The sequence below is a fragment of the Endozoicomonas sp. 2B-B genome, assembly GCF_053470045.1.
This window is the reverse complement of sequence record NZ_JBLZMU010000001.1, coordinates 885,757-910,240: the sequence shown is the minus strand read 5'-3', so window position 1 is coordinate 910,240 and position 24,484 is coordinate 885,757. Positions and strand designations below refer to the sequence as shown.

Below are 24,484 nucleotides of genomic sequence, written 5' to 3'. Positions count from 1 at the left end.
CGGATGCCTGAATTACCTGAAGTTGAAACGACCCGAAGAGGTATTGCACCTCATATTATTGGTCACACCGTATCGGATGTTATTGTTCGCAATCCACAACTGCGCTGGCCGGTTCCGGAACATTTGCAACAGCATTTGTCCGGGCAGGTTATCCGTGCAGTCACCCGACGGGCGAAGTATCTCCTGATCAAAACCGACGCCGGAACCTTATTGGTTCACCTGGGGATGTCCGGAAGCCTGCGCATACTGAAAGAACCGCAGGAAGCCCGAAAGCATGATCATGTCGATCTGGTTTTCAGTCACGGGATAAGGCTGAGATACACCGACCCAAGAAGGTTCGGAGCGGTTCTGTGGATCGACGACGATGTTATGAAACATGACTTGTTAAGCAAACTCGGCCCGGAGCCACTCGGTGATGAATTTACAGCCCAGAGGCTTTATCTCAAATCCAGGGGGAAAAAACAGCCGGTAAAAACGTTCATCATGGACAGCCATGTTGTTGTTGGGGTCGGGAATATTTACGCCAATGAAGCCCTGTTCAAAGCAGGCATCCGGCCTGACAGGCCCTGCGGAAAAATTTCCAAAGCCCGTTACGAGCGACTGACCGAAAGCATCAAAGAGATTCTGGAAAAAGCCGTTAAACAGGGTGGCACAACACTGAGGGATTTTGTCGGAGGCGACGGCAAGCCAGGTTACTTCAAGCAGGAACTGGCTGTCTATGGACGCAAGGGTGAAGCCTGCGTGCACTGTTCAACACCTATAGTAGAGATCCGGCTGGGTAATCGCAGTACCTGTTACTGTAAAAAATGCCAGCGTTAATCTGAACCGGGATTTAACCGACCTTTTGAGGATTAGACATAGTTACAGAAACAAAATAGACTCGCACCGTTGGTTGGGGTGTTCGGAATGAATGTTTTCCGGACTGAGAGAGACCCATTGAACCTGAACCGGATTATACTGGCGTAGGAAACCGACGATTGAACGGGCTCGCTATCCCCGGGAGGATTTCCCCGGCACCGTTCTTCAGATACCTTTTCTACGTCAGTTCGAAGAAGTAAACCGAACGATGACTAATGAAACACCAATTGCCCTTACCATTGCCGGATCGGACAGTGGTGGTGGCGCCGGTATACAGGCAGACCTGAAAGCCTTTTCAGCATTGGGTGCCTACGGCTGCAATGTTATTACCGCTCTGACCGCGCAGAATACTCAGGGCGTGCAGGGTATTTTTGATGTTGAGCCTGCCTTTATCCGCCAACAACTGGATTCAGTCTTTTCCGACCTTTCTATCAAGGCCGTAAAAGTGGGCATGTTGAGCCAGCCAGACGTTATCACAACGGTAGCGGATAGTCTGGCTCACTACCGCCCGGCCTATCTTGTGCTTGACCCTGTGATGGTGGCTACCAGTGGTGACGTTCTGCTGCACCAGAGTGCTATTGAGACTCTCAGGCAATCACTGATTCCCAAAGCCAGTCTGATCACCCCCAATCTGCATGAAGCTGCGGTACTGCTTGACCGCCCGGTGCCCAGAAATCCGGACCAGATGATCGATATGATTGAGCCTCTGCTGGCGCTTGGCTCGCGGGCAGTTCTTCTTAAAGGTGGTCACCTGAGTGCTAGTAATAGTGATGATAAAGCCACTGATTTTTATCACGACGGAAGCTCTTTGCACCGACTGGAATCCGACTGGATACAAACCGGTAACACCCACGGCACAGGCTGCACACTCTCCTCAGCGATCACCGCATTGCTGGCTCGTGGCTACTCCATGAGTGAAGCCATTCCGGAGGCCAAAAAGTACATTGCCCAGGCCATTGCCCATGCCGATCAGCTGAACATCGGTCAGGGTAGCGGACCTGTTCACCACTTTTACAACATCTGGTGATCCGGTCTGAATGTTTGATGTTTTAGTAAAAAATGCTGCTCTGGCTTATGGCGAAAAAGTTATTTTTAATGGTCTTGACCTGACTCTCGCAGGAGGCGAGTGGACCTGTTTGCTCGGTGGCAGCGGGGTTGGCAAGACCAGCCTGTTGCGGTTGATTGCCGGTTTATCCACAGGCCAGCCCTCTACCCCCCAAAAAAATGTCTTAACCACAGCCGGCACTGTGCTCTGCCAGGATGGCTTTTCCCTTGAAGGTCGCATTGCCTGGATGGCCCAGCAGGATCTGCTGCTGCCCTGGTTCTCAGTCATTGACAATATTACGCTGGGTGAACGGCTCAGAGGCTCTCTCTTTAGACGAACAAAAGTCCCTGCCGAAGAAATGGCAAGAGCCAGACATATTCTCGAGCAGGTTGGCCTTGTGGATAAGTCTGACGAATTACCCCAGAACCTTTCCGGTGGACAGCGACAGCGCGTTGCCCTGGCCAGAACCCTGATGGAAAATCGCCCCCTGGTATTAATGGACGAGCCCTTCGGCGCCCTGGACGCCATCACCCGACTGAATCTTCAGGACCTTGCCTGTGAGCTACTGGCTCATCGAACGGTACTGTTGATCACCCATGACCCTCTGGAAGCCCTGAGGCTGGGCCATCGTATTTATCACCTTCAGGGACACCCCGCAAAATTAACCGAAGCCATTATGCCACCCGGTACCCCACCCAGATCATTGGCAAACAGAACCTTGCTGAGCCTGCAGGGTGAACTGCTGGAACGACTGAGACATGAGGAAGAGCATAAATGAAATTCTGGATGCCGCTGCTCAAGCCTTTTCTGGTAGTTCTCGGCCTGTTAGTCATTTGGGAAGCCATTGTCGTACTGTTTTCTATGCCGAACTATATATTACCGGGTCCGCTGGCAGTGCTGAGCAGTATGTACGACAATGCCTCTTTGCTGTGGGAACACACACTCGTCACCCTGACAGAGATGCTGCTGGGTCTGGTTCTGGGGGTTCTGTCGGGCATCCTGCTGGCTATGATTCTGGTTTATTTCGTAACACTTCGACCATGGCTTCTACCACTGCTGCTCATTACCCAGGCGGTTCCGGTCTTTGCACTGGCTCCCATACTGATGCTCTGGTTTGGCTACGGCCTGGCTTCCAAGGTAGTCATGACCATTCTGGTGATTTTCTTCCCGGTAGCCACCTGCTGCTATGACGGCTTGCGCCACACTCATCAGGGCTGGCTGGACATGGCAAAGACCATGGGCGGGAACCGTTTTTCCACACTGCGTCATATCCGCTGGCCGGCAGCCCTTCCTGCCCTCGCCTCCGGCTTGAGGGTTGCGGTTGTCGTGGCTCCCATAGGAGCTGTAGTCGGTGAATGGGTTGGCTCCAGCGCCGGGTTGGGCTACCTCATGTTGCAAGCCAATGCGCGCCTGTGGGTAGACCAGATGTTCGCAGCGCTGACGGTACTGGCTATCTGCTCTGTCGGTCTTTACTTCATGACCGATCTGGCTCTGAAAAAACTTATCCCCTGGCAACCTGCCACCTGACTCTGCTGAGGACTCATAATTTTGCTCGCACAAGAACTATTCAGAAAAGTGTCTGTTCTGCTGTCGCTTCTGTTGGCCAGCTCACTTTCATTTGCCCAACCTGTTAAAGAGCTGAACCTGATGCTGGAGTGGTTCGTCAATCCAGATCATGGGCCTATCGTGATTGCCCGGCAAAACGGCTACTTCAGGGATCAGGGGTTGAAAGTAAATATACAGGAGCCTGCTGATCCTAACCTGCCTCCCAAGCTGGTTGCCGCCGGTGATGTTGACCTCGCCGTCTATTATCAACCCAGCCTGACTCGCGGCGTCGCCAACGGCCTGCCTCTGGCCTGGGCGGGCACCCTGGTTGCGACACCTCTGGATGGACTGATTGTTCTGGAAGATGGGCCGATCCAATCCCTGAAAGACATGAAAGGGAAAACCATTGGCCTGAATATTGGCGGCAATGAGAACGCTTTTCTGGATACGCTGTTCAAACCTTACGGGTTTTCTTCAAAAGACATCAAGATGGTGAATGTTGGCTGGAACCTCTCTTCTTCCCTGATGTCAGGCCGTGTTGATGCAATTATGGGTGCCTACCGGAACTTTGAGCTGAACCAGCTGGCCATCGAAGGTCGACAGGGCAAGATGTTCTATTACGAAGAAAATGGTATCCCTCCCTACGACGAGCTGATTTTTATTGCCAACAGCAAGAAGCATGACAAGCAGGTGATCAGGAAATTCCTGCGAGCCATCGAACTGGGCACCCAGTTTATTGTCAACAATCCGCAAGCCTCCTGGGAAATTTTCAGGGATTACAGTCCCAAAAAGCTGGATAACGAGCTTAACCAACGGGCATGGTTTGATACGGTGTCACGCTTTGCTCTCAGACCCTCGGCCAGAGACACAGGGCGCTATGACCGTTTTGCCCGATTTCTCGAAGCCCATGGCGATCTGAAAAACATTCCAGAAGCTAAAGACTACATGCTGAATCTCTGATGAGCAGAGGGCAAAGCAGCTTCAGGTCAGCTGCCCTGCCTGACAGGCATCAGATAAAACAATCAAAATTCATCGTAATACCGTAATTTCCCTATCTGTTCCGGTGACTGCACCGGAACTTTAACGGCGTTGAATCTGTCGAATGCATTATTTTCTGGATTGAATGCTTCATAGACAAATTCGTTACCATCAACTTTAATAACTTTGGTAATATCCAAACCACCTTTCGGGTTAATAATATTGGCTTTCGATTTAAAGTCATTTAGATCAACGTCTTTATATTTAAAATCGAATTCCAATCTTTCCCAGGTGTCTTTGGGGGAAATGTGTCTAAGATCGAAGATCAACCTTTCCCCCGTGTCTTCAGGGGAAAACCATACACCAGAATAAGCTATTAATTTAAGATTCTGTTCCGGGATTTCTATAACCGTATCATATCTACCGTACAATATATCCTCACTGTAGTATTCACCATACCCTGTAATAATGAACTTTACCGGACCTTTATAGCGCTGAGGTGGGTGGTAAGTAATATATTCGTTAAAAGGTAAATCATCTTTAGAAAGCCAAGTACCTATTATCTCGTTTTCCACTTCTTCAGCGTGTGAATAAGTAAAAGACAGAAATAACATTATATAAGCTGCATATTTAATTTTCATTATCAGGTTTCTCCTATCCAAAAACATACAGACCAACGGAATATGGATTAAGTTCCAGAGATGCCTGAAAAACATTCCATCCACCAGAAACTGCATGCTGAATCACCGATGGGCAGAGGACGAACCGGCCCCGGACAAGTTGCTCTGCCTGTCAGGCCTCAAAAAAGTCAGTCGGATATCATCAAGATACGGTAGTTGCTTTATCTGTTCCAGTGACTGACCCGGAAGTTTAACAGTTTTGAATTTGTCAAATCCCTTGCTATCTGGATTGTATTCTTCGTAGATAAATTCGTTAGCATCAACTTGTACAACTCTGGTAAGAGATAAACCTTGAGCTGGGTCTAAAATTTCTTTTCTGACTCTATGACGATCTAAATCAACGTTTTTGCTCTTAACATCGAGAATCATTTTTTCCTGTGAGTCTCTGGGAAAAAACCATAAACCACTGAAAGCTATTGCTTTACTACTGAGCATTGGCATTTCTACAACCACATCATATCTGCCGTATAATACATCCTCGCTAAAGCATTCACCACATCCTCTAATATTGAACAATGCCGACCCTCCAAACTGACAAGGTGGATGATAAGTTATATATCTATTAAAGGGTAAATTATCTCTGATAAGCCAAGTGCCTATTATCTGCTTTTCCACTTCATCGGCGTGTAAATAAGTAAAAGACAGAAGTAGTATTATGCAAGCTGCATAGTTAAGTTTCATTATCAGGTTCCTGGTATCCAAAAAAAATACAGTTCAGTGAAATATATATTAGGAATCCATAGATACCTGACAAAAAATCCCGAAGGACAGCACTGTCGTGCTGTCCATAAATTTGTGATAGATGGAATTAATTACCTGGTCAGTCAGGCGAAGCCTTAATATTCTGGCTGAAGATCCTTGTCCAAAACCCTGAGCAGACCGGTTAGCGATCGTATCTCGTAATCAGGTCTGCGGTCGCCATTGAACGCCTTGTCAGCAGGATTAAACCAGACGGTTCCAATTCCCAGTGCTCCGGCACCAGCAACATCAGCTTTCAGGCAATCTCCCACATGAAGGGTCTCATCGGGAGTCACCCCGGCACGTTCCATGGCTTTCAGGAACAGAGTCGGCTCTGGTTTCAGACTGTTGTAATCCTCTGCCTTGAGAGCAAAGTCAAAAAACTCACTGACCGATAATTTCTCAACATCGATATTGCCATTGGTGACCGCAGCCAGCGTATAGTCTGCTGACAGATGGGAGAGGACCGGCTGAACTTCGGGAAAACACTTCACATCATGACGCCACTCCATAAACTCCCGCATCAAGTCACCGGCAATTTCTTCCGCTCTTGATTCCGGGCAATCGCAGTCTTGCAGAATCTTCTGCAGAGAAAACCGGCGCAGTTCCGTAATCTGATATTTGAGCTGCGGATGATCCTCCAGGAGTTTGACCCGATACTCAAACACTTGCTTGGGGTTCATTCTATCGTGGGTTGCTGGCCAGTATTCACAGAGTTTTTTCCAGGCTTTCTGTTCTGCCCGAATCAGCACCGGCATGTTTTCCCAAAGCGTGTCATCCAGATCGAAAGTGATCAGCTTTATCATTATTTTTTCCTTTTGGGTTCTTTTATTGCTGAAGGCTCCTGATCTTCGGTAACTCTCTCTTCCCTATCAGACGGTTCATTAACAGAGGTCGTCTTACTGACTCTCTGTGCTCTCGGATGAGCCTTATCATATACGTCGGCAAGATGTTGAAAATCAAGATGGGTATATATCTGGGTAGTGGCAATATCACTGTGCCCCAACAGCTCCTGAACCGCCCTGAGATCGCCACTGGACTCCAGCAGATGACTGGCGAAAGAGTGTCTCAGCAGGTGAGGATGCATACGCCCTGAGAGACCCCTGTCTCTGGATAGCTGACTCACACGGTTTTGCACCTGACGGGCACTGATACGATTACCCTGCTTTGAGAGAAACAGGGCCTGTGCATTTTTTTCCGGAAAAATAACTCTGACGGACAGCCATTTTTTTATAGCTTCACGCGCCTTTCGACCCACCGGCAGCCAGCGTTCTTTTTTGCCCTTGCCCAATACGATCACCTGCCTGTAATCATCCTGGAAACTATTGAGATTCAAGCCAACCAGTTCCGAGAGGCGCAGCCCCGAAGAATAGAACAGTTCCAGGATAGCCAGATCCCTGATCACTAATGGGTCATCATCCTCCTGATCGAGCAGTCTGGCGAGTTGATCGGCATCCATGGTGACAGGTAACTTTCTGCCCACCTTGGGTGCAGTGACTCTCTGGGCAGGGTTATCTGCAACCTTTCCCTGCCGGTTAAGGTAACGATAAAAACTGCGAACGGATGAAAGCAGGCGATGCAGACTCTTCTGCCCAAGGCCCTGGCCATGCAACTCTGCCAGCCATGTCCGGAGCTGGCGTTCTTCAAGCTTTTGCCACTGAGTGATTCCAAGCACTTCGGCCTGCTTCAGTAATTTACCCAAATCTCTCTGATACGCCGAGCAGGTATGAACAGAGCTATTTTTTTCAAACTTCAGATAATCGAGAAAAGCATCAATATCCTGTTGCAGGAAACCCATGACAGAACCTTTGGTAAGCACATCTGTTCATCATTCACCAAGCCCTCTATCCGTGCAATATCGATAACGATGGTTCTTTTGCATTTTTGCGGGAAATATAGCTCGCGACCAGCTTCCCGTTACCCGCAGGGAACCAAAACCAGATACAAGTGTCAAATGTTAAAACAGTGAGGTTTTCATATGAATGCTACCGAAGGTATTAGATGTGCAATATGCCACGATTCAGCAGAATGCAGTCCCTTCAAGCTAACATGCGGACATGCTTTTGGTAAATCGTGCGTACGGGTATGGCTGGAAAGTTCTGAGCACAAGAGCTGCCCGATGTGTAGAAAAGAATTAACTGATGACGAAATAACACAGATAAACGATCTCCCGTTATATGATCGAACTGTTAATGTTTTGAAAAAAGCTACCCCAATCTTTACCAAAACTGCTTCGTTTTATCTCAGGTTTTGCTGCATTTACGTTGCTGTTTCCGCAATTAAGTTAAAGTCTGAAGCTTTCTCAGTTTCATATATTACCAGTATTTTGAATCCTGCCGTGTCTATTCCAACAGGCGTTATCGGGGCTCTCGGGGCTGCTACTGGTGTCCCCAGAGTTTATTCAACTGCTGCCGGGGCTGCATTCGGGGCTAGTGTCATGGCTGTGTCTAATAATTCTTTCGTTAAAACTTTCCCTGAACGGGTTATAGTAGGGGTCATTTCTGGGGCTACAATAGCTTTTACATCATATAACAGTAGGAGGTGAGTTTCACTTTCATCCGCTTCGACCTCGCAGTGACTCGTGATTAAGGCAATGAACCGTACAATTATCCTGATTCGAGCGAGTGAGTGCGTTTAAGGCTCTGCGACTCACGGAAAGTACCCCATCTGGCAATTCTGAAGTTCTTGTCTATTCTCTGTCTGTTCTACCAGTATCAGTCAATAGCGTCCCTTTCTTTTTCCAGAGCAGAAAGTCAGCACAGGTTGTTCCGGCGTTTTCCGTCAGACAAGAAGGGGCGGGTTGGTATTATTAACACCCGTTGTTTAGAAAGATTTGAATGCGTTTTTACCGTTTCTTCCTGGCATTTGTTCTTTTACTACTGGCTCTGGCGGTCCTGCCGTTATGCTATTGTGCAACCATTATTGACCGAAACAATCACGATGGACACAGGGTTCGGATTGAAATCAATGATGGTGCAGATCCGCAGCGGGCGAGTCCTTGGCAAGTCAGTTTGCTGCTTCCGGAAGGCTTCAATAACCGAAAAAGCAGCCTTTGTTTTATGGCACCTGTGGTGCCAGCAGATTCGAACAGTATCCCGCTATTGACCTCGAACGACCCGGGTGACTATTGCTACCAGCTGACAGAGAAGCAAACACCCGTCTTTCAGGATGTCTCAAAACGTGCCTCTGAAAACAAATCCACGACGGAAGACAGACCAGAGTCGGCTTTTATCACCACCAATCAATCGCTGAAACCCCATACTACTTCTCATAGAGAGGGCTTAAAGGCAGGTAATGGTGGTGGAGAACCATCGGGCAAGGTATCAGGTAAAGCTCCAAAGGACGAAAGTAACGACCACCAAAAAGAAAAAAAAGGTGAACCTGGAGATCAGGGGAGCGACTCACCGGGAGAAAGCAATTATGGCAGCGAAGAGGGTGATAACAGAAAAGACGACGATGGAAAAGAAAGTGCAAAAAACACCAGGACTCAAGACCTTCAGCTAATTGCCAACCAACTCGTAGCCCTCATTGAAAGCGACGATCCCGATGCTGTTTTTATGCTAAGGCAAATACTGGATGAGCTGAACATGCCTCAGCGTTTGCAGGTTCTCGAAACAAAAAGCACAAACACCTGTGGTAATACAGTCACGCCTCTTGAGGCAATATTGAAACTGCAGCGTTCTTTCTATGAGAACTCAACGCGCAATCGGTTTATTGAGCAGATGATAGAAGCTACGAGTGATCAAACAAGGACTTTGGATGATTTTAACATTCCAACTGACCGGTCAATGCCCGAATCAGACGACAATAACCTGATGATTTTGTATAAGATTGTTCAGGACATCATCAACAGATTCAATCAATCTGACCAACAGCCATCAATAGGACACTTTGAAAAATCTTGCATTGCTGAGTACTTCGTTCAATTACTCCTGCTTTATTCAAACCCACTTGAATCCATTCGTGAGCTGTTAGGGGAAATATCAGATTCAGTCATCAGACACGATATTATGAATTCTGCACAATCATTAACATTCTCCACTCCTTTTCACGATATCCTTATACAACTTGAACAGCACCCATCGTTCCATGAATTAGAACGCCTCTCAAATGAACTGATAAGGCAGGCGCCTGGTTCGCACTTACATAATGAGGAGGCAACCCCGTCGGGTGCAGAATTAACGACACGGGTTCAAAAAACCCGAGAGCGATTGTGCGAACATTACAACAGGCTCTGCCGTGTGAATTTTAAGTGCTGTGGTTTGTATTTCCCCTGCCACAAATGTCATAACGAGAGCGATAAATGCAAAGTGACAGATTGCAGGGCTGTTGATGCAACATGGCTTCTATGTTCTGTATGTGGATATGAAGGGACGATTACTGAGAACTCTCAGACATGTCCAAACTGTAACGAACAAATGTCGCAATATTTCTGTGCACTATGCAAACACTTTACCGATACGGAAAAAGAACCATCCCACTGCGATAAATGCGGCCTTTGCCGAGTAGAAAAGGATATAACCTATCACTGTGATGTTTGCAATGTCTGTCTGGATATTCGCTTAAAAGGCAATCACAAATGCCGGGAAAACTCAGGCCACGATGACTGCGGCATCTGCCTGGAAGATGCCTTTCGCGGTAGCCAAATATTGCCCTGCTTCCACAAAGTTCATAGGGAGTGCGCCATTGCGATGATGCAAAACGGGATAAGAACCTGCCCTGTTTGCAGATACCCTCTTTACAGTCCGTTGGATGAAAACAATAATTAACCGTCTGACCGGATTTAATAATCACCGTCGTGATCGCTTCATTTTTATAAGCAAGTAACCCATTTAGCAATTCAGAAATTCTTGTCTATTCTCTATTTGTTCTGCGAATAATAAGATCGGTCAATAATGTTGCTCTATTTTTCAATTGCAGAAAGTCAGCACAGATTGTCCTGACTTTTTTATCAGACCAGAAAGTTGGTGTTATTAACACAAGTTATTTGGAAAGGTTTGAATGCATTTTTACCGTTTTTTCATGGCATTTGCACTTTTCCTAATGGTTATGATGACTGTGCAGTTGTGCCATTCCTCCACCATCATTGACCGACACTATCCCGATGGACGCAGGGCTCGGATTGAAATCAATAATGGCACAGATCCTCAGGGTGTGAGTCAGTGGCGAATGAATTTGCTGCTTCCGGAAGATTTCGATGACCAAAACAGCACCCTTTGCTTTAAGGCACCCCTGGTGTCAGCAGATTGGAACAGTATCGCACTATTGGTCAACAACGACTTGAGTAACTATTGCTATCAGCTGGTAATAGCCGCAAAGGAGCAAACATCCGTCTTTCAGGATGTCTCAAAACGTGCCTCTGAAAACAGCCTGCTTGTACGCTTGAAATCCAGGACGGCAGACAAACCGGAGTTGGCTTCTGTCGCCATCCACCAACTCCTGAGCGGCAAATCCCATGCTACCCCACTAACCCTTCTGGTTTACCCCGACAGGATGACTGACCCTGGGCTGGAAGTCGGCCAAACCCGAAATAGCACACTGACAATGACGGGAGACAGACTGGCTGGCAACGCAGATTTTTCCGGTGGCGGCAATGGAGGCTTCTTTTACTCGCCCCCTCCACCATGGGGAGGAGGTGGGAGACCATCAGGATTATTCGACATAGATCTGGTTGTCCTGAAACCCGTCAGCAACTGGCTAATGTCTAAGGGCAAGGACTCCAGCTCTTTTGAGAAACAGCCATACCCGGCGCGTTTGAAAATGACACGCGTTAACGCAGATGGCTCCTCCAGTGAAGCCGTTATACCCATTGGCTGGCTTGACTTCCTGAGCACTGATCAACTGACCGATGTTAATTTCTGGAACACTCTCTTCCAGCGTGCCGCCACTTCTTGCCCGGTGAGTGAGAGTCTTCAATGGCAGCTTGGCTGTTTGAAACTGTTTTTTGAACGCACTGCCCTGAAGGCAAATCATTCAGGAGGCTTGAAGGCAAGTAATGGAGATGGAGAACCATCAGGTAAGGCATCCGATAAAGCACCAAAGAACGAAAATAACGACCATCAAAAAGAAAAAAAAGGTGAACCTGAAGATGAGAAGAGCCATTCAACCAAAGAAGGCAATGATGGCAGTGAAGAGGGTAATAACAGAAAAGACGACAACGGTAAAAAAAGTGCAAAAAACACCAGGACTCAAGACCTTCAGATAATTGCCAACCAACTCATAGCACTCATTGCAAGCGACGATCCCGATGCCGTTTTTAAGCTGAGGCAAATACTGGATGAGCTGGACATGCCTCAGCGTTTGCAGGTGCTGGAAACAAAAGGCACAAACACCGAAGGCAACACTGCCACGCCTCTTGAGGCGATATTGGAACTGCAGCGTTCTTTCTATGAGAACTCAACGCGCAATCGGTTTATTGAGCAACTGATAGAAGCTACCAGCGAGCAAACAAGGACTTTGGATGATTTTAACATTCTGTCTGAACTCCAACCGATCATTTCACCTCACCAGACATTGCCCGAAGCTGTCAACAACAACCTGACGATTTTGTACAAGATTGTTCTGGATATAATCCACAGGGTCAATCAATCTGGCCAGCAGCCGCCCTTAGGACAATTTGAAAAATGTTGCTTTACCGAGTACCTGGTTCATTTGTTACTGTTCTATTCAAACCCAATTCAATCGATTCGTGACCTGTTAGAGAAAATACCAGACTCAGTCATGATCTGTGATATTATGTTTTTTGCAAAATCACTGACATTCTCCATCTCTTTTCGCAACGCTTTTTTACGACTTAAACAGCACCCATCGCGCGATGAATTAGAACGCCTTTCAAATGAGTTGATGTGGCGGGCGCTTACTGCTAACTCGCAACAAGTGCTTTCTATAAAGCCTGTAATCAATCACAGTGGTAATGGCTACTTACAGCAAGGAGCCAGCCCAAAACATCCCGCCCTTGCTGATCAGCAAAATCCCTCTTCCCAAAAGCGATTACAGACAAGACGTGCACATGATAATCATCAGACCAATGGGGCACAGGAACGATCCGATTTGGAAGTGTCGAGGAGAAATCAAAACGTCTTAAGTCCATATCCGATCAATACTTCCCGTCTCGTCGAGCTGAAAAGACACGCTGATGAAAAAAGAGAGAAAAAAAGACAACGGATAAGACAGATAGAAAGACAACAGAAGGCAGCGGCCAGCCCGGCGATGCAGAGCAATGGCAAAAAGTGCTCTGCTTCTTACCAGCAGTCGAGCAACCATAATGAGGAGACAAACCAACCGGACGGGCAGCTAAAGACATCTGTGCAAGAAAATCGAAAGCCTTTGTGCGGTCATTACCATAGGTTATGCCGTGTGAACTTTGGTTGCTGTGCCGGGTATTTCCCCTGCCAAAGGTGCCATAACATGAGTGATTATTGCGAGATTAAAGATCACCGGGCTGATAAAGCAATAAAGCTAAAGTGTTCTATCTGTAACTACGAGGGGGACATTACGGAAGACTCCCAGACGTGCCCGGGATGCGACCAGCTGATGTCGGACTATTTCTGTGCAAAATGCAAACACTTCACCAATTTAGAAAAAAAACCGTTCCACTGTGATAAATGCGGCATTTGCCGAAAATTCAAGGATAAGTGCTTTCACTGTGATGTTTGTAATGTCTGCCTGGATAGAAGGTATCAAGACAATCACAAATGCCGGAAAAACTCAGGCCACGACGAGTGCTGCATCTGCCTGGAAGATGCCTTCTCCGGCTGCGTGATACTGCATTGCTCCCACAAAGTACATCGTGATTGCGGCGATGCAATGATTAAAAGTGGGATAACAACCTGCCCTCTTTGCAGACGCTCTCTGTACAAACCGTAATAAGTACCTAACCAGTTGGTTTCGCATATTCTGGACGGCGGCTTTTTCCACCCTTCTGCGTTCCAACTCTGGTTGCGTAGCTATGGCTACGCGCCCGTCGTTGCGCCTTGAAGGATGAAAAAATCCACTCGCCAGAATATGCGAAACCAACTGGCCAGGTACTTATAGCAATTCTGACACACTTGACTATTCTCTGTTTCTACTACAAATAACGGGATTGACCAATGATGTTCCTTTATTTTTCAGAGCAGAACTGTTTTTGCCCATTCTGTCTATCAGATAAAGAGAACAAGTCGCAATTATTGACACAAGTTCTGTAGTGCAATTTGTATGCATTTTTACCGCCTTTTCACAGCATTTGTTCTTTCACTGCTGGCTATGGCGGTCGTGCCTTTATGCTATTGCTTAACCATCATTGACCGACACAATCCCAATGACAGGGTTCGGATTGAGATCAATGAGGGAACAGATTCTCAGGGTGTGAGTCAGTGGCAATTGAGTTTGCTGCTTCCGAAAGGCTTCAATGACCGAAAAAGCATCCTCTGCTTTAAAGCACCTGTGGTGCCAGCAGATTCGAGCAGTATCGCACTATTGGTCACGACCGACTTGAGTGACTATTGCTATCAGATAGTCATAGTGACAGGGGAGCAAACACGCGTCTTCCATGGTATCTCAAAACGGGCCTCTGAAAGCGGCACACGGGTTCGCTTAAAATCAACGACAGCAAACAGACCAGAGTTGACTTCTGTCACCAGCAATCAACCCGTCAAACCCCATACAGCTCCTCTTACCCTTCTAATCTATTCCGACAACATCACGGAAAGTGTGCTGGAAACAAGACAAACCCGAAATAACACACTGGCAATGAGAGGTGACAAGCTCGCTGGCAACACAGATTTTTCCGCTGGCGGTGATGAAGGCTTCTCCTATTCACCGCCTCCACCATGGGGAGGAGATGGGAGGCCATCGGGATTATTCGACATAGACCTGGTTATCCTGAAACCCGTCATCAACTGGCTGATGTCCATGGGCAAGGATTCCAGCTCATTTGAGGAACAGCCATCCCCGGCGCGTCTGAAAATGACACGCATCAATGCAGATGGTTCTTCCAGTGATGCCGTTATAACCTTGGGTTGGCTTGACTTTCTGGACATTGAACAACTGACCGATGTTAATTTCTGGAACACCCTCTTCCAGCGTGCCGCCACTTCTTGCCCGGACAGCGAAAGCCTTCAGTGGCAGCTTGGCTGTTTGAAGCGATTTCTTGAGTACACTGCCTTGAAGACAGATCATGCTGGTGGCTTAAAGGCAGGTAATGGGGATGGAAAACCATCAGGTAAGGCATCCGATAAAGCATCAAAGGAAGAAAATAACGACCATCAAAAAGAGAAAAAAGGTGAACCTGAAGATCAGCAGAACAATTCACCGGGAGAAAGCAATCATGGCAGTGAAGAGGGTGATAACAGAAAAGACGACAATGGAAAAGAAAGTGCGAGAAACGCCAGGATTCAAGACCTTCAGGTAATTGCGAACCAACTCGTTGCCCTCATTGAAAGCGACGATCCCGATGCCGTTTTTAAGCTGAGACAAATACTGGATAAGCTGGACATGCCTCAGCGTTTGCAGGTTATCGAAACAAAAAGCACAAACACCAGTGGTAATAGTGTCACGCCTCTTGAGGCAATATTGAAACTGCAGCGATCTTTCTATGAAAACTCAACGCGCAACCGGTTTATCGAGCAGCTAATCGAAGCTACGAGCGTTCAAACAAGGACTTTGGATACTGTCAACATTCTGTCTGAACGCCAACCAATGATTCCACCTGACCGGTCAATGCCCGAAGCTGGTGACAATAACCTGATGATTTTGTATAAGATTGTTCAGGACATCATCAACAGGTTCAATCAATCTGTCCAACAGCCATCATTAGGACACTTTGAAAAATCTTGCTTGACTGAGTACTTCGTTCAATTACTCCTGCTCTATTCAAACCCACTTGAATCCATTCGTGAACTGTTGGAGAAAATATCAGATTCAGTGATAAGACGCGATATTATGATTTTTGCACAATCATTTACATTCTCCATCCCTTTTCGAGAAACCCTGATACAACTTGAACAGCACCCATCGTTCCATGAGTTAGAACGCCTCTCAAATGAACTGATGAGACAGGCGCCCGCTTCCCGCATACTGCAAGAGCCCTCACTAGTTAACAGCACCGGGTCTACCGGCAGTTCCCCTGTCTTGCCAGCTTATAGATACTTACAGCAAGGGGCCAGGCCAAAGCTTTCTGACCCTGGTGATCAGCAAAATGCCTCTTCCCAAAAGCGATTTCAGACAGGGTCTTCTTATGGTAATCATCTCACCAACGGAGCACACAACCGATCCGATTTGGAGGCGTCTGGGATAAATCAAAACTTCTCAACTAAACATTCGACCGATGACTCCCTTCTCGTTGGGCTGAAAGGCCGCGCTCAGGAAAAAAAAGAAAAAAAAAGACAACAGACTAAAGAGTTAACTGAACAGGCTCAAGAATTACCATTAGAGAAGCAGTCTTTAACTGCAGAAGTTCAAGCGTTAAGAACAATGATTCAGGAGCTAACTAAGAAGATTCAAGGATTAAAACTAGAGAATCAGGAGTTAGTTGTGATGAGTGAAAACCTGGTTACAAAAAATCAGGAGCTTTATAAGTGTATGGTCAAAGCAACCACTGAAGCACTGCATTTGAAGGAACAAATCAAAAGGTTGCACGTTGATCTCAGAAGACAACAAGAATTAGTAGACCATTTGATCCATCGAGCAGATAATCAGACGGCATCGGCCAATCTGCTCCATCAGATGTTTCAGGCTAATAGTCTGGCGGTACGTAGCAATGGCACAGCGTTTTTTGTTCCTTTCCATCCGAACACCGACAATGAGAAGGCAAACCCGCCGAAAGAGCAGTTAAAGACATCTGCACAAGAAAAACGAAAGCCATTGTGCAGAGATTATCGCAGGCTCTGCTATGTAAAATTTCAGTGCTGTCAATGGTACTTCCCATGCCATAGGTGTCATAACAGAAGTGATCGATGCGAAGTTACCTCTCGAATAGCTCTTCAGGCAATGCGGCTTTTATGCTCTGTGTGTGGATTCAATGGGGAGATTACAGAAAACTCTCAGACATGCCCTAACTGCAATGAGCAAATGTCGCAATATTTCTGTGCAAAGTGCAAACACTTCACCGATAGGGAAAAAAAACCCTACCACTGCGATAAATGCGGCATGTGCCGAGTTGAAGAGGATAAAAACTTTCACTGTGATACTTGCAATGTCTGTCTGAATATAGGGTTACAAAACAATCACAAATGCCAGGAAAACTTAGGACAAAATCTCTGCTGCATCTGCCTGGAAGATACTTTCACCAGCTCCGTCAGGCTGAACTGCTCCCACATAATTCATTACGAGTGCGGCATTGCGATGATTCGTAACGGGATTAGGACCTGCCCTGTTTGCAGACATTCTCTATACGATCCGCCGGTTGAAAACAATAATTAACCATCTCACCGGATTTAATAGTCGCCGCCATCAAATAGCAGCACCGGACTGCTACCACAACCCGGTATCAAGCCCTGCAAGACACTTTCAGGTTGATACTGACGAAGGCTCTGTTGCACAAAAAAGTAACACAAATAGCAATACAGAAATTCTTGTCTACTCTCTGTTTGTCTTAGGGATAATAAAACCGGTCAATAATGTTCCTTTATTTTACCAGAGCAGAAAGTCAGCACAGGATTGTCCTGACGTTTTCTGTCAGACAGGGATTTGAATGCATTCTTACCGTTTATTCATAACATTTGTTCTTTTCCTGATGACTATGTTGGTTGTGACCTTGTGCAATTCCTCAACCATCATTGACCGACATAATCCCGGTGGGCAAAAGGTTTGGATTGAAATCAATGACGGCACAGACCCCCAGGCTGTCAGTGAGTGGCAAGTGAGTTTGCTGCTTCCGGACAATTTCAACAATCGAAACAGCACCCTTTGCTTTAAGACACCTGTCGTGTCAGCAGATCCGAACAATATTGCTATATTGATGACAAACGACCAGAGCAACTATTGCTACCAACTGTTGATACTGACAAAAGAGCAAACACCCGACTTCCAACATCTCTCTCAACATGTCTCTAAAAATGGCACACTTATTCGCTTGAAATCCACGACGGCAGACAGACCAGAATTAACTTCTGTCACCACCGATCAACTCCTTAACGACAATCCCCATACGACCCCATTAACCCTTTTGGTCTATTCCGACAACACGACCGGCAGTGAACTGGAAACCGGCCAAACCCGGAATAACACAGTGACATTGACAGGCGACAAGCTCGCTGGCATCGCTGATTTTCCCGGTGGCGGCAAGGGTGGCTTCTTCTATTCACTCCCACCCCCACCCTGGGGAGGTGGCGGAGGGAGACCATCGGGATTATTTGAAATAGATCTGGTTATGCTGAAACCCGTCATCAACTGGCTGATGTCCATTGGTAAAGATTCTATTTCGTTTCAGGAGCAAGCATTCCCGGCACGTCTGAAAATGACACGGGTTAATGCCGATGGCTCTTCCAGCGAAGCCGCTATACCTGTTGGCTGGCTTGACTTCCTCAATATTGAACAACTGAACGATGTTGATTTCTGGAACACCCTCCTCCAGCAGGCCGCCACTTCCTGCCCCGCCAGCGAAAGCCTCCAATGGCAGCTTGGCTGTTGCAAACGATTTCTTGAGCGTACTGCCTTGAAGACAAATCATGGCGGTGGCCTGATGGCAGCTAATGGGGAGGGACAGCCCTCTGGCAGCGCACCCAATTCGGGGCCAAAGAACGAAAATAACGATCACCAAAAGGAGAAAAAAGAAGAACCTGAAAATCAGGACAACCAGTCACCGGGAGAAGGCCATGATGGCAGCGGAAATGGCAACAACAGAAAAGACGACGATGGCGAAGAGAGTGGAAAAAATACTACCGCTGAAGACCTTCAGGTACTTGCGAACCGGCTCGTTGCCATCATTGAAAGTAAATACCCCGGAGCAGTCTTTAAACTGAGACAAATACTGGATAAGCTGGACATGCCTCAGCGTTTGCAGGTTATCGAAACAAAAAGCACAAACACCAGTGGTAATAGTGTCACGCCTCTTGAGGCAATATTGAAACTGCAGCGATCTTTCTATGAAAACTCAACGCGCAACCGGTTTATCGAGCAGCTAATCGAAGCTACGAGCGTTCAAACAAGAACTTTGGATACTGTCAACATTCTGTCTGAACGCCAACCAATGATTCCACCTGACCGGTCAATGCCCGAAGCTGGTGACAATAACCTGATGATTTTGTATAAGATTGTTCAGGACATCATCAACAGGTTCAATCAATCTGTCCAACAGCCATCATTAGGACACTTTGAAAAATCTTGCTTGACTGAGTACTTCGTTCAATTACTCCTGCTCTATTCAAACCCACTTGAATCCATTCGTGAACTGTTGGAGAAAATATCAGATTCAGTGATAAGACGCGATATTATGATTTTTGCACAATCATTTACATTCTCCATCCCTTTTCGAGAAACCCTGATACAACTTGAACAGCACCCATCGTTCCATGAGTTAGAACGCCTCTCAAATGAACTGATGAGACAGGCGCCCGCTTCCCGCATACTGCAAGAGCCCTCACTAGTTAACAGCACCGGGTCTACCGGCAGTTCCCCTGTCTTGCCAGCTTATAGATACTTACAGCAAGGGGCCAGGCCAAAGCTTTCTGACCCTGGTGATCAGCAAAATGCCTCTTCCCAAAAGCGATTTCAGACAGGGTCTTCTTATGGTAATCATCTCACCAACGGAGCACACAACCGATCCGATTTGGAGGCGTCTGGGATAAATCAAAACTTCTCAACTAAACATTCGACCGATGACTCCCTTCTCGTTAGGCTGAAAGGCCGCGCTCAGGAAAAAAAAGAGAAAAAAAGACAACAGACTAAAGAGTTAACTGAACAGGCTCAAGAATTACCAGTAGAGAAGCAGTCTTTAACTGCAGAAGTTCAAGCGTTAAGAACAATGATTCAGGAGCTAACTAAGAAGATTCAAGGATTAAAACTAGAGAATCAGGAGTTAGTTGTGATGAGTGAAAACCTGGTTACAAAAGATCAGGAGCTTTATAAGTGTATGGTCAAAGCAACCACTGAAGCACTGCATTTGAAGGAACAAATCAAAAAGTTGCACGTTGATCTCAGAAGACAACAAGAATTAGTAGACCATTTGATCCATCGATCAGATTATCAGACGGCATCAGCCAATCAGAGGGTACAAACCAATAATCTTGCGATGAACAGCAATGGCACAGTGTTTTTAGCTCCTTTCCATCCGTTGAACACCGACAATGAGAAAGCAAACCCGCCGAAAGAGCAGTTAAAGACATCTGCACAAGAACAACGAAAGCCATTGTGCAAAGATTACCGCAGGCTCTGCTATGTAAAATTTGAGTGCTGTCAATGGTACTTCCCTTGCCATAAATGTCATAACAAAAGTGATCGATGCGAAGTTACCTCTCGAAAAGCTGCTCACGCAACGCAGCTTTTATGCTCTGTGTGTGGATTCAATGGGGATATTACGGAAGACTCCCAGACATGCCCGGGATGCAACGAACTAATGTCGGAGTATTTCTGTGCACAATGCAAACACTTCACCGATTTAGAAAAAAAACCATACCACTGCGATAAATGCGGAATTTGTCGAACATCTAAGGATAATGCCTTTCACTGTGATGTTTGTAATGTCTGCATGAATACAAGACTTCAAGACAGTCACAAATGCCGGGAAAACTCAAGGCACGATGAGTGCTGCATCTGCCTGGAAGATACCTTCTCCGGCGGCAGGATAATGCCTTGCAGTCACAAGGTACATCGTGAGTGCGGCGCTGCAATGTTTATAAACGGGATAAGAACCTGTCCTATTTGCAGACACCCTTTAGACGCCTGGTTTGATGAAATATTCATTAAACCATCTGACTGAATTTAATAGTCGCTACCAGCGACCGCGTCTGACTTGCATAGGGAGTTAGAACGTTCGATTGGTAAAAATGAGTTTTTAAAAATAGCAGCACTGTACTGCTACCACAGCCCGGTATCAAGCCCTGCACGACACTTTCAGGTTGATAATGCCGAAGACTCTGATACACATAACGAGTCACTCAAATAGCAATTCAGGAATTCTTGTCTACTCTCTGTTTGTCTTACGGATAATAAAACCGGTCAATAATGTTCCTTTATCTTTCCAGAGCAGAAAGTCAGCACAGAATTGTCCTGACGTTTTCTGTCAGACAGGGATTTGAATGCATTCTTACCGTTTATTCATAACATTTGTTCTTTTCCTGATGACTATGTTGGTTGTGACCTTGTGCTATTCCTCAACCATCATTGACCGACATAACCCCGGTGGGCAAAAGGTTCGGATTGAAATCAATGACGACACAGACCCTCAGGCTGTCAGTCAGTGGCAAGTGAGTTTGCTGCTTCCGGACAATTTCAACAATCGAAACAGCACCCTTTGCTTTAAGACACCTGTCGTGTCAGCAAATCCGAACAATATTGCTATATTGATGACAAACGACCAGAGCAACTATTGCTACCAACTGTTGATACTGACAAAAGAGCAAACACCCGACTTCCAACATCTCTCTCAACAGGCCTCTAAAAATGGCACACTTATTCGCTTGAAATCCACGACGGCAGACAGACCAGAATTAACTTCTGTCACCACCAATCAACTCCTTAACGGCAAACCCCATACGACCCCATTAACCCTTTTGGTCTATTCCGACAACACGACCGGCAGTGAACTGGAAACCGGCCAAACCCGGAATAACACAGTGACATTGACAGGCGACAAGCTCGCTGGCATCGCTGATTTTCCCGGTGGCGGCAACGGTGGTTTCTTCTATTCACTCCCACCCCCACCCTGGGGAGGTGGCGGGGGGAGACCATCGGGATTATTTGAAATAGATCTGGTTATCCTGAAACCCGTCATCACCTGGCTGATGTCCATAGGCAAGGATTCTATTTCGTTTGAGGAGCAACCCACCCCGGCACGTCTGAAAATGACACGGGTTAATGCCGATGGCTCTTCCAGCGAAGCCGCTATACCTGTTGGCTTGCTTGACTTCCTCAATATTGAACAACTGAACGATGTTGATTTCTGGAACACCCTCCTCCAGCAGGCCGCCACTTCCTGCCCCGCCAGCGAAAGTCTCCAACGACAGCTTGGCTGTTTCAAACGATTTCTTGAGCGTAGTGCCTTGCAGACAAATCATGGCGGTGGCCTGATGGCAGCTAATGAGGAGGGGCAACCCTCTGGTAGCGCACCCAATTCGGGGCCAAAGGACGAAAATAACGATCACCAAAAAGAGAAAAAAGAAGAACCTGAAAATCAGGACAACCAGTCACCGGGAGAAGGCCATGATGGCAGCGGGAATGGCAATAACAGAAAAGACGACGATGGCGAAGAGAGTGGAAAAAATGCTACCGCTGAAGACCTTCAGGTACTTGCGAACCGGCTTGTTGCCATCATTGAAAGTAAATACCCCGGAGCAGTTTTTAGACTGAGACAAATACTGAATGAGCTGGACATGCCTCAGCGTTTGCGGGTTCTGGAAACAAAAAGTACCAACACCGCAGATACTGTCACTCCTCTTGAAGCGATACTGAAACTGCAACGTTCTTGCAACGAGAATTCATCACGCAACCTGTTTATCGAACAGCTGATAAAGGCCACTTGCAATACAAAAAAGAATTTGAGTAAATTCAACATTCTATCTACACTCCGACCGGCCATTCCACCTGATCAGGCAGTGCTCGCAGCAGGCGACAACAACCTGTTGATTTTGAATAAAATTGTTCTGGACATAATCCACAAAGCCAATCAATCTGACCAACAGCCACCTGTGGGACAATTTGAAAAGTGTTGCTTTGTTGAGTTCTTCGCTCAATTGTTCCTGATTTATTCAAACCCGGTTGAACTGATTCGTAATCTGTTGGGGAAAATATCAGATTTAGCTTTAAGGTATGATGTTATGATTAATCCACAATCATTGACATTTCCCGCCTGTTTTTTATATAACTTCACGCGATTTCACCAACACCCATCCTATCCTGAATTAAAGCGCCTCTTAAATGAGCTGATGAGGCAGGCACAAAACTCCCACTTACAACAAGTGCCTTCTATAGAGCCTTTCATCGGTAACAGCGATACTACCGCTAACGAAACAATTGCCAGCAGTGGAGATACAAGTACCATCCAGCGAGCTGTCTGCAACCAGAGAGCCTCTGGCTTTACCGGCAGCTCCCCTTGCTTACTGGCTGGTAGAAACCCAAAGCTGGAAGCAAGTTCAAATCAGCCTGCCCTTGTTCATCAGCAAAATGACGCTTCCCGGGAGCGATTACAAGCAGGACCTTCATCTGGTGATCTTCAAGCCACCGGGACACAGGAACGATCCGATTTGGCAGTGTTGAGGACAAATCAAAACCACTTAAGTAACCTCCTGATCGATGGACCCCTTCTCGAAGAGCTGGCAAAACACGCTCTGAAAAGACGGGTGAAAAAAAGACAACAGTTAAAACAGCTAGAAAGACAAATGAAAGCAAGGCGACAGATGTTGCCGGTCAGCTCTCCGTTGCCAAGTCATGTTCTCGCCGAGCTGGAAAGACACGCTGAGGCAAAACAAGAGCAAAAAAGACAACAGTTAAAACAGCTGGAAAGACAAATGATAGCAAGGCGACAGATGTTGCCGGTCAGCTCTCCGTTGCCAAGTCATGTTCTCGCCGAGCTGGAAAGACACGCTGAGGCAAAACAAGAGCAAAAAAGACAACAGTTAAAACAGCTGGAAAGACAAATGATAGCAAGGCTACAGATGATGGCGACCAACCCGACGTTGCAAAGCAATGGCGCAGAGCATTCTGCTTCTTTCCAGCAGTCGAGCACCCATAATGAGGAGGCAAACCCGTCGAATGAGCAGTTAAGGACACCTGTGGAAAAAAAACAAAGGCAACTGTGCATTCATAGCCGTAGGTTATGTCGCGTAAACTTTGGGTGCTGTGAAGGTTATTTCCCATGCAACAAATGTCATAACGATAGTAAGAAATGCGACCTTACTGATCGTAAGGTTATTCATGCAATAAGGCTTCAATGTTCTCTATGTAACTATGAGGGGGATATTACGGAAGACTCCCAGACATGCCCGGGATGCAACGAACTAATGTCCGACTATTTCTGTGCACAATGCAAACACTTCACCGATTTAGAAAAAAAACCATACCACTGCGATAAATGCGGAATTTGCCGAACAGAAAAGGAGAAGTCCTTTCACTGTGATGTTTGCAATTTCTGTATGGATAAAAGTGCACAAGGCAATCACCGATGTCGGCCAGATTCAGGCCATGATGAGTGCTGCATCTGCCTGGAAGATGTTTTCCACAATTCCGTGATATTGCCCTGCACTCACAAAGTTCACCAGGATTGCGCTACGGTGATGATTACGAACAAGATAAGAACCTGCCCTGTTTGCAGATACCCTCTATCCGCTCAGTTAATTGACAGGATTTTGACCTTAATCAATAGTCGCCGCTAGCAGACCGGTACCACAACCCGGTATCAGGCTCTGCAGGATACTTTCAGGTTGACGCTGCCGAAAGCGTTGTGGCACAGAGCAATTAACCCACATAGCAATTCAGAAATTCTTGGCTATTCTCTGTTTCTACTTCG

General features: G+C 46.6%; 15 protein-coding genes, 1 pseudogene and 1 riboswitch. Of the genes and pseudogenes, 12 read left to right on the top strand and 4 right to left on the bottom strand.

Annotated features, from left to right (window positions below; genetic code table 11):
- The first annotated feature begins 3 nt into the window (after positions 1 to 3).
- From mutM to ACOMHB_RS03595, 5 genes are all read left to right on the top strand, one after another.
- Positions 4 to 819, top strand: a complete 816-nt coding sequence (gene mutM, locus ACOMHB_RS03615) for a bifunctional DNA-formamidopyrimidine glycosylase/DNA-(apurinic or apyrimidinic site) lyase (protein WP_422139747.1) — start codon at positions 4 to 6, stop codon at positions 817 to 819.
- Between the two features lie 64 nt (positions 820 to 883).
- Positions 884 to 986: riboswitch (TPP riboswitch) on the top strand.
- An 80-nt stretch (positions 987 to 1,066) separates the two neighbouring features.
- Positions 1,067 to 1,885 carry a bifunctional hydroxymethylpyrimidine kinase/phosphomethylpyrimidine kinase gene (thiD, locus tag ACOMHB_RS03610; RefSeq protein WP_448215538.1) on the top strand — a complete coding sequence of 273 codons (819 nt, stop codon included), beginning with the start codon at positions 1,067 to 1,069 and terminating at the stop codon, positions 1,883 to 1,885.
- Positions 1,886 to 1,895: 10 nt separating this feature from the next.
- Positions 1,896 to 2,681, top strand: coding sequence for an ABC transporter ATP-binding protein (locus tag ACOMHB_RS03605; protein WP_448215537.1), 786 nt, complete (start codon positions 1,896 to 1,898; stop codon positions 2,679 to 2,681).
- Positions 2,678 to 3,430, top strand: coding sequence for an ABC transporter permease (locus ACOMHB_RS03600; RefSeq protein ID WP_422136633.1), 753 nt, complete (start codon positions 2,678 to 2,680; stop codon positions 3,428 to 3,430). Before ACOMHB_RS03605 ends, ACOMHB_RS03600 begins: the two co-directional genes overlap by 4 nt.
- 21 nt (positions 3,431 to 3,451) lie before the next feature.
- The gene (locus ACOMHB_RS03595) at positions 3,452 to 4,408 is read left to right on the top strand and encodes an ABC transporter substrate-binding protein (protein WP_448215536.1); all 957 of its coding nucleotides are present in this window, start codon (positions 3,452 to 3,454) and stop codon (positions 4,406 to 4,408) included.
- A gap of 62 nt (positions 4,409 to 4,470) precedes the next feature.
- Here ACOMHB_RS03595 and ACOMHB_RS03590 read toward each other — a convergent pair whose 3' ends face one another.
- The 4 genes from ACOMHB_RS03590 to xerC form a co-directional block, all read right to left on the bottom strand.
- The gene (locus ACOMHB_RS03590; protein ID WP_448215535.1) at positions 4,471 to 5,067 is read right to left on the bottom strand and encodes a PX domain-containing protein; all 597 of its coding nucleotides are present in this window, start codon (positions 5,065 to 5,067) and stop codon (positions 4,471 to 4,473) included.
- 102 nt (positions 5,068 to 5,169) lie between these two features.
- A complete protein-coding gene (locus ACOMHB_RS03585; protein ID WP_448215534.1) occupies positions 5,170 to 5,787 on the bottom strand; it encodes a hypothetical protein in 618 nt (205 codons plus the stop codon).
- Between the two features lie 155 nt (positions 5,788 to 5,942).
- Positions 5,943 to 6,650 (bottom strand): HAD family hydrolase, encoded by a 708-nt coding sequence (locus ACOMHB_RS03580; RefSeq protein ID WP_448215533.1) that lies wholly within the window; start codon positions 6,648 to 6,650, stop codon positions 5,943 to 5,945.
- Positions 6,650 to 7,663 (bottom strand): tyrosine recombinase XerC, encoded by a 1,014-nt coding sequence (gene xerC, locus ACOMHB_RS03575; RefSeq protein WP_448215532.1) that lies wholly within the window; start codon positions 7,661 to 7,663, stop codon positions 6,650 to 6,652. The genes ACOMHB_RS03580 and xerC overlap by 1 nt, the downstream gene beginning before the upstream one ends.
- Before the next feature lie 159 nt (positions 7,664 to 7,822).
- Between xerC and ACOMHB_RS03570 the strand changes: the two are divergent.
- From ACOMHB_RS03570 to ACOMHB_RS03540, 7 genes and pseudogenes are all read left to right on the top strand, one after another.
- Positions 7,823 to 7,960 (top strand): annotated as a pseudogene (locus tag ACOMHB_RS03570) (RING finger domain-containing protein); the annotation flags it as partial.
- A 3-nt stretch (positions 7,961 to 7,963) separates the two neighbouring features.
- Entirely contained in the window at positions 7,964 to 8,389 is a 426-nt protein-coding gene (locus ACOMHB_RS03565) for a hypothetical protein (protein ID WP_448218677.1), read from the top strand.
- Between the two features lie 292 nt (positions 8,390 to 8,681).
- On the top strand, positions 8,682 to 10,613 hold the full coding sequence (locus ACOMHB_RS03560) for a CHY zinc finger protein (RefSeq protein ID WP_448215531.1): 1,932 nt from the start codon (positions 8,682 to 8,684) through the stop codon (positions 10,611 to 10,613).
- A gap of 232 nt (positions 10,614 to 10,845) precedes the next feature.
- Positions 10,846 to 13,710, top strand: a complete 2,865-nt coding sequence (locus ACOMHB_RS03555) for a CHY zinc finger protein (RefSeq protein ID WP_448215530.1) — start codon at positions 10,846 to 10,848, stop codon at positions 13,708 to 13,710.
- A gap of 330 nt (positions 13,711 to 14,040) precedes the next feature.
- Complete coding sequence (locus ACOMHB_RS03550) at positions 14,041 to 17,244, top strand: CHY zinc finger protein (RefSeq protein ID WP_448215529.1); 3,204 nt, start codon at positions 14,041 to 14,043, stop codon at positions 17,242 to 17,244.
- A gap of 271 nt (positions 17,245 to 17,515) precedes the next feature.
- Positions 17,516 to 20,740, top strand: coding sequence for an RING finger domain-containing protein (locus tag ACOMHB_RS03545; RefSeq protein ID WP_448215528.1), 3,225 nt, complete (start codon positions 17,516 to 17,518; stop codon positions 20,738 to 20,740).
- 319 nt (positions 20,741 to 21,059) lie between these two features.
- Entirely contained in the window at positions 21,060 to 24,350 is a 3,291-nt protein-coding gene (locus ACOMHB_RS03540) for an RING finger domain-containing protein (protein ID WP_448215527.1), read from the top strand.
- Positions 24,351 to 24,484 lie beyond the last annotated feature (134 nt).